Below are 6,909 nucleotides of genomic sequence, written 5' to 3' on the forward strand. Positions count from 1 at the left end.
GGTGGTGGTGGTGGTGGCCACGGCGGAGGCAATGGTGGCGGAAACGGTGGTGGAAATGGTGGCGGAAATGGTGGTGGCCATGGTGCAGGCGTGGGTGGTGGGCGCAACGGCTCGGATCACGCCGGCAATTCCACCAGCAATGGTCATGGCAAAGGATTGGCCAGCGATCACGCCGGCAAAGCTACTCGCAACCACGGCATCAGCGGCAATCACTTTGGCAGTCAGCGCAATGACGATAACGGGCATGGCACAACAACGTCCGGTATCGCCCATTCCAAAGATACCCACGGCCTCTCCAAAGCCCGTGCCATTGCGGCCACGACACCGGGCGACCACAATGCGAAAGGGTTGAGCAAGACTGGCATGACGGGCACGAAGAAATCCCATTGAGCAAGCTCAGCAACGCCCGGATGAACAGCGTAGGCAACTAAAAAAACCGCAGCGATGCGGTTTTTTTATGCCCGAAAGGAAACAACTTCTGAGCTGATGGCGTTATCCGGTGTGGTCAGGCAGCGGGTATGAAGGGTTAAACTGGCGGCGTCTTTTTGATCACCAGGGAATGGAAATGACACTGACAGCCGAAACGTTGGTCAGCATTGCGATGACCAATCCAATAAATGCTCAAATCACTTCGCGCTTACCTTCGCTCGGCCTGAATCAATGCATGCTCACCGCGGGCTGCCTTTTCCAGGCTGTGTGGAATCATCAGTCGCAACGCCCCACGGCCTGGGGCATCAAGGATTACGACGTCTTCTACTTCGACACGGATCTGTCCTGGGAGGCCGAGAACGAGGTCATCCACTCGGCTCAGCGCCTGTTTCAGGATCTTGACGTGAATATTGAAATCAGGAATCAGGCTCGCGTACACCTTTGGTACGGCCAGCGCTTTGGCAAGCCGTACCCTGAACTTCAGTCAGCTAAAGACGGGATCGATCGTTACTTGGTTGCGGGTACCTGTATCGGGCTGGATGTTGAAACAGGCGAAATCTATGCGCCAAACGGTTTGGCTGACACGGAACAAGGGATCCTGCGTATCAACCCAAAGAATCCGCAGCCAGACCTGTTCGATCAGAAAGCGAAGAGCTATCAAACCCGCTGGGATTGGCTCAGGATCCTGACGCCATAAAGTTACGAATCGCCGCAATAGTCTGCGTCGGAGCTTCTTCCATCAACCAATGCCCGGCCCCCGGTATCACCACTTCCGTGACCTTGTCCGCGGCGTTGCGCATCACGATCGCTTCATTGCTCCCAAAGGATTTCTCCCCGCCGACTGCCAGCACCGGCATCTTCAACCGCGTCGCCATCGACGCCTTGTTGTCGACTTCATCCTGACGAATGCTGCGAAATTGCGCGAAGGCTGCGTGCATGTAGCCGGGGCGAGCATAGAGCTTGGCGTAGTGCTGGCGGATCTCTTCATCGACCTTGGCGGGATCGCCCGCGAACTCGTTCCAGAAGCGGTCCAGATAAATCCGCTCCCGGCCGGCCACCAAGCGTTCCATATCCGGTCCACCGAAGTCGAAATGCCACAGCATCGGTGAGCGGACAATCTCGTTCCACGGTGGAATGCCCGGCACCGGCGCATCCATCACCACCAGACGATCAGTACGCTCCGGATAACGCGAGGCATAGGCGAACGCGACCATGGTGCCGATGTCGTGACCGATGACCACCGAATGCTCGATCTTCAACGCCGCCAACACTCCACGAACATCACCGGCCTGGGTCTTCTTGTCATAACCGCCGTCGGGAATCGACGACAAACCCATTCCACGCAGGTCCGGTACCACCACCGTGTGATCCCGTGCCAGATCGGCGGCCAGCGGTGCCCACATATCGCCGGTGTCGCCGAAACCGTGCAAAAGCACCACGGCCGGGCCTTTGCCGCCGATACGTACGTGCAGGGTGGCGCCTTCGACGGGGATGTCCTGGGTGCGGAAGGAGGCAGGGAAGGGCGTCATGGCGGCGTGTGCCGGAAGGCTTAGAGCGAACAGCGTCAATGTGGTCAGCAGCAGGCGGGGCATGGTGAATTCCAGTGTGTGGAAAGAACTGGGTCTTGCGGCCGGGAGTTGGATCCTGATGGGGTGAGCGTAGACGGTCTGGTTGAAAGCGTTGCCTCATGCCGCCTCGCTTTGGCTTTTCGCGGTGTTCGCCCGCTCGAGAGGCCGAGTGGAGGTTCTCTGTAGGAGCAAGCTTGCTCGCGATGGACGTCAACGATAACGCGTGCTGTCTGAATGATCGCGTTGTCCAGACGTTTTTCGCGAGCAAGCTCGCTCCTACATGAAGCAGCATCCGGCGATGCTGGCGACTGTGTTGATGTCGTTTTCGGCGTTACAGATTTTACAGCCCTCCAGATTTGAACGTTCGTCGGATGTCAGGTTGCTATCAGTGCAATCGCCTCCCGATCCCATCACGGCTGCTACGCTTGCTCGTTGCAACGCCCGAGCCTGTTTCTGGCTCACGTTGCAGGTGTATTCACGGAGTACGACATCTATTCCTGTCGGCAACCTGCACGGAGGCAGGCGATGGAGATCAAACGAATAGTCGATTCGAGTGCGGCTGAAATTCCCGAGCCCCTCGATCGTGAAGAGATGGAGCGGGTGCTGGCGTCGTTGCTGGCCAGCCCCTTGTTTGCCAAGTCCAGGCGGATGGGCGGCCTGCTGCGCTTTCTGGTGGAGCACGATCTGCAGTCTTCCCATTCACCGCTTACCGAGCACGCCATCGGCATCGCGGTGTTTCGGCGTGATCCGGCGATTTACTGCACCGGGGATGATCCGGTGGTGCGGGTACAGGTGGGGCGATTACGGCGCAAGCTGGCGGCGCATTACGCCACCAGCGGTCAGCAGGACCCGGTGCGCTTGAGCATTCCACCCGGCTGTTATCGCCTCGCGTATCAGCGGCTGCGACCGAAGGGGATCGGTGTTCGCCATCCCGTGTTGCAGATCCAGCCGTTTACTTGCATCACCCGCGATGGCGATGACTTCACCCGTGGCCTGTGCGAGGAGTTGAGCTGTCGCTTGTTCGAGTCGTTCGAGCAGGCGCAGACCGGGACCAGCCATGTGTTGATGCGGGTGGCGCGCAACAGCGTGCAAGCGCCGGACCCCAAGCGTGGCGGGCGTTACAGCTACTGTCTGGAGGGCAGTGTGCGAGTAGAGCCGGCGCGGGTACGGGCGTCGTTGCGGTTGGTGGATGTGTCGCAGGGACGGATTCGCTGGTCGGCGCAGTTCGATCGCAATCAGCCTTATGGCATTGCGACCCAGGAGGATTTGGCGGAGTCGATCTGTCGCTCGCTGACGGGGTATTTCGCCGGCAGCGCAATGGACGATAACTGAAGGGAAGGGGCAACCCTGTGGTTGCCCCCCGGTGCTTGGGTCAGATGGTTTTCCACTTACCGTCTTCGTAAAGGCGACCGGCGGTGTTTTCGAAGGTCAGGTCGATTTCGATCGCCTTGGAGCGTGAGGAACTGAACATGGTGCTTGTCTGCACGTTTTGCTCGAACCACACGAGGATGGTTTCGACCGGGGTCAACACGGTATTGCCGGTCACCACTGGATTGACCGCCACGTAGATGGGCGTGCTGACCTGGTTGCCGTCGATACCGGTGGACAATTGGTTGACCCCTGGGTGAATCGGCGCGTAGTTGTTCACGAACGTAAACGAAGTGTCAGGACCCCCCGTCACCGCCTGGCTCAACAGGCCCGAATCGGCGAGCGTCGAGGTTTGACCCAGACCGATGTTGACGATGTTGGTCGAGACTTTGACTTGCACGTTTTCCTTGAACACATTGGAAGCGAACAGCTGATATTGCGGCGTCCAGCTAAATTCGTTGTTGCTCAGGTAAGCGACATAGGACTGCCAGACCACGTTGTAGTCTTCGTCACCGACTTTCTTGGCAAAACACAGTTTGTAGCCGGACTTCTTGAGCAAAGTCAGGTCGCCGGCGGCGATCTCGATGGTGACGACTTTTTGTGTAGCCGCAAGGGTGGACCTCAGTACCTTGTTGTAATCCTGCGCCTTCAGTTGCGTTGCACCCATGATCGACTTGACGGCTTCTTGCACATCATTGTGAAGCTGCTGGCTCTGTTGGCTGACAGCGATGGATTTGCTCATGGTTTCCCTCTTCCTTGGTGGTGTGTTGGGCAATCAATGGGCGGCGGGCAGTCAGCCCTGTCGATCCATTGAGGGCTTCACTTTAGGCGCAGGGAGCAGGGTGGCTAAGTGTCTTGGCGTTACAGGCAGGTAACGCAGTTGTATCAACGCGGAGAAACAGCAGGGCGGTTGTTCGACCGCCCTGCTGTGGTTATCAGGCAGCCGAACTGTTGGCCGACGCGTCGGCCCAGACGAAATTCCAGCTGTTTTGCTTGCCGTCCGCCACCTTCCTCAGGTTGTTCTGATACGTGTTGTGGTTGACCGTACCGGTAAACGTCAGTTTACGGGCCGCGTTGTCCCCGGTTACCTCAATCGGTGTACCACCCGAGTCAGTCATGGCTTTTTTCATGTCCGCCCCTGAGGGGGCGCTTTTGTCGTTTTTCTCAACGGTTACGAAATGCATGATTCACCTCTTCCGTGATGGGGGATCGGCGCAGGGCAGGGCCGGCAGCCCCATGACCCTGAATACTCACCGACGGCCCTACTGTATTGACCGGTCCGGCGGTGCAGAAGTGACAACAGGGGCGCTGAGGTAACAAGTGGGAAACAGCGACGTATCAAGCGCGGTTCGTTTAAAGGGGAGCTATCCTCATAGCTACCATTCATTCCATCGATACCCATCATTAAAGAATGCAAGTTCTGTTTTTCTGTCATCAGAGGAGGATAGGGTCATACCTATCTCGCCATTGAAGGAATCAGCGCGATGAGAATATCGACCTTGCTGGCTTTTATCGCCGTGTTCAGCGGCAGTATTGCGGCCACCGCACCGGCGGTGGCTGCCGATTTGTCCTGCCGCTTCCTGCCGATCGCCGACAGCGCTGCGAGTTTGCAGCAGGCGAAAACCGTGGCGGTGCTGTACAGCGAAAATACCCTCAATACCCAACAATACCTTGAGAGCTACCACGCGGTGGCAGTCAAGGGCGCGCAGAATCCCGAGATGAATTCGCAGATCGCCAAGGCGTTCGTCGACAGCTCCGATCCGCAGCGGGCGATCAATTGGTTGATGGGGTCGTTACAGAAGGAATTCGCTTCGGTGACGGTCTACGACAACCTCGACGCGGCGGTGCAGGCCCATCCGGATGTGGTGGTGATGCTCGACACCTACAACCGCCTGGTGTCCAAACGCAACAACCAGGTCGAAGCGCGGTTTATCGCCAAGTTCTACGATGCCGACCTGCAATACATCGGTCAGGCCGAAGGCTCGCAGGCACAGCAGATGCCGTCGGTGTGGGTGCATGGCAAGGCCGCGCCGCAGATCGCCGCGCAGATCAATCAGCAAACCGACCTGCAAGTGAACGCGCTGAAGCAATTCGATGCGTCGTTGAAGGCACTGGTCACCGCCGGTACTGCCGCTCACGTCGCCAGCAATTGACCTGTGACCCAGTCCCCGGCGACTAACCACCACGTCGCCAGACCTTGATGTAGTCGATGCTGAAGGTCGAGGGCAGATCAGCATCGTTGACGACGCCGAACCAATCCCACATGGCTTCGCTGTCGAAGACGATTTGCATCGGGAAGAACCAGTGGCTGTTCTTCGCTTCCCTGACCAGCACGCCATCGACGTACCAGCGCAAAGTGGTGGGTTGCCAATCCAGACCATACACATGATAGGCGGCGGCGAAGCGCCAGGGGCTGGTCCAGCTGCCGCCTTCGCTGAAGTGCGCGGTACTGGCCGGCGTCGCCCAGACGTGGGCGTTCATGTTGTACAAGCGGTCGAATCTGCCGTCTTTGGTTTTGCCGCCGATCTCGAAAATGTCGATTTCCGTTGCGTTGTCGGCAAGCCCCGTCCATGCCAGCCAGAAGGCGCTGGAACCCGCCGAATTCATGGGCCTGGCCCGGGCCTCGTAGTAGCCGTAATCGCCGCGTTCAATGGTGCGGACCATGGCGCTGGTGTAGTCCTTGAAGCCCAGGCGCAGGTATTTGTCGGGCAAGGTTTGCTTGCGGAAGGTGATGTTCAGATAACCATTGCTGACACGGGCGTTGTCGGGGGTGAACAGTGCCGGTTTGCGTCCCAGTGAATCGGTGCCGGTGGCGTCGTTGACGTGCCAGCGTTTAGGGTCGAGGGCAGTGCCGTTGAAGTCGTCGGTGAAGCGAGGGTCCAGTCGCCAGTGGCCGGCATTGGCCTGATCGGACAGCGGCAGGTTGGGGTTGGTGTGCTGCGGCACCGGGCCGAGCGGGCCGGTTCGGGTCCAGGCCTTGGTTTGCGGCGGGATGGCGACCGACCATTTTTTCGCCAGGTACTCAAACGCTGCCTGACGCTCGACCTGAGTGGACAGCGGGCGGTCGTACACCAGCACTTCAGCGATGTCACCGCGCAGGATTTCAGAGGTGCCGACCACATTGCGGCCCACGGCGAGGGGGCCGATCGGTACATCGCTGGTTTCGAGGAAGGCAAGCGCGGGCTCGTAGGCGGTGGTCTGTTGCACGCTGATGCCGAAGTTCGGCGCCACGTTATCGTTATCGGCCCGTTGCGGACGCGAACTGAACAAGCGTTGCCAGGCCTTGCCACCGGCCTGTTCCGGCAGTCGCCGCGACACGATCAACAGCGTTACCGGACCTTTTGCCGTGCGCAACGCCTTGGCGCTGAACGCCGCCGAACCCTTCAATCGCACCACGGCATGACCGTTGAGAGCATTGCTCACATAGTCCGGCCGTGCGCTGGCCGATGCTTCGTCCGTGGTCACAGGGTTGTTCCGGGCGGATTTGTCCTTCCAGCGCAGCACGTGGTGGTGTTCATCGAGGCTGATGCTCGAAGCATCGGCC

At 58.9% G+C, this 6,909-nt stretch carries 8 protein-coding genes; 4 read left to right on the forward strand and 4 right to left on the reverse strand.

Going from position 1 to position 6,909, the window contains the following annotated elements; genetic code table 11:
• Together GPL81_RS31680 and GPL81_RS30655 are read left to right on the forward strand one after the other, a co-directional pair.
• Positions 1-390: hypothetical protein (locus GPL81_RS31680; RefSeq protein ID WP_246219015.1), on the forward strand; the 390-nt coding region annotated here is incomplete at its 5' end.
• A gap of 175 nt (positions 391-565) precedes the next feature.
• Entirely contained in the window at positions 566-1,126 is a 561-nt protein-coding gene (locus GPL81_RS30655) for a nucleotidyltransferase family protein (RefSeq protein ID WP_160109831.1), read from the forward strand.
• Here the strand turns inward: GPL81_RS30655 and GPL81_RS30660 are convergent.
• Positions 1,107-2,021 (reverse strand): alpha/beta fold hydrolase, encoded by a 915-nt coding sequence (locus tag GPL81_RS30660; RefSeq protein WP_160109832.1) that lies wholly within the window; start codon positions 2,019-2,021, stop codon positions 1,107-1,109. The two genes, GPL81_RS30655 and GPL81_RS30660, sit on opposite strands and share 20 nt — an antisense overlap.
• A 501-nt stretch (positions 2,022-2,522) precedes the next feature.
• On the opposite strand from GPL81_RS30660, the gene GPL81_RS30665 reads away from it, so the two are divergent.
• Positions 2,523-3,329, forward strand: coding sequence for a hypothetical protein (locus tag GPL81_RS30665; RefSeq protein WP_160109833.1), 807 nt, complete (start codon positions 2,523-2,525; stop codon positions 3,327-3,329).
• Between the two features lie 40 nt (positions 3,330-3,369).
• Here the strand turns inward: GPL81_RS30665 and GPL81_RS30670 are convergent, their stop codons facing one another.
• Together GPL81_RS30670 and GPL81_RS30675 are read right to left on the reverse strand one after the other, a co-directional pair.
• Positions 3,370-4,107, reverse strand: a complete 738-nt coding sequence (locus GPL81_RS30670; protein ID WP_160109834.1) for a hypothetical protein — start codon at positions 4,105-4,107, stop codon at positions 3,370-3,372.
• Between the two features lie 193 nt (positions 4,108-4,300).
• Positions 4,301-4,549, reverse strand: a complete 249-nt coding sequence (locus GPL81_RS30675; RefSeq protein ID WP_160109835.1) for a hypothetical protein — start codon at positions 4,547-4,549, stop codon at positions 4,301-4,303.
• A gap of 300 nt (positions 4,550-4,849) precedes the next feature.
• Between GPL81_RS30675 and GPL81_RS30680 the strand changes: the two genes are divergently transcribed.
• The gene (locus GPL81_RS30680) at positions 4,850-5,518 is read left to right on the forward strand and encodes an ATPase (RefSeq protein WP_160109836.1); all 669 of its coding nucleotides are present in this window, start codon (positions 4,850-4,852) and stop codon (positions 5,516-5,518) included.
• 22 nt (positions 5,519-5,540) lie between these two features.
• Here GPL81_RS30680 and GPL81_RS30685 read toward each other — a convergent pair.
• A partial coding sequence (locus GPL81_RS30685) for a family 16 glycosylhydrolase (RefSeq protein ID WP_160109837.1) occupies positions 5,541-6,909 on the reverse strand: 1,369 nt, incomplete at its 5' end.

Origin of the sequence: Pseudomonas izuensis, assembly GCF_009861505.1 — a bacterium.
Taxonomy (GTDB): domain Bacteria; phylum Pseudomonadota; class Gammaproteobacteria; order Pseudomonadales; family Pseudomonadaceae; genus Aquipseudomonas; species Aquipseudomonas izuensis.

Excerpts from the sequence above, each read along its gene's own strand:
- GPL81_RS30665 (WP_160109833.1), top strand. The coding sequence starts at position 2,523 with ATGGAGATCAAACGAATAGTCGATTCGAGTGCGGCTGAAATTCCCGAG.
- GPL81_RS30670 (WP_160109834.1), bottom strand. The coding sequence starts at position 4,107 with ATGAGCAAATCCATCGCTGTCAGCCAACAGAGCCAGCAGCTTCACAAT.
- GPL81_RS30680 (WP_160109836.1), top strand. The coding sequence starts at position 4,850 with ATGAGAATATCGACCTTGCTGGCTTTTATCGCCGTGTTCAGCGGCAGT.
- GPL81_RS30675 (WP_160109835.1), bottom strand. The coding sequence starts at position 4,549 with ATGCATTTCGTAACCGTTGAGAAAAACGACAAAAGCGCCCCCTCAGGG.
- GPL81_RS30660 (WP_160109832.1), bottom strand. The coding sequence starts at position 2,021 with ATGCCCCGCCTGCTGCTGACCACATTGACGCTGTTCGCTCTAAGCCTT.
- GPL81_RS30655 (WP_160109831.1), top strand. The coding sequence starts at position 566 with ATGACACTGACAGCCGAAACGTTGGTCAGCATTGCGATGACCAATCCA.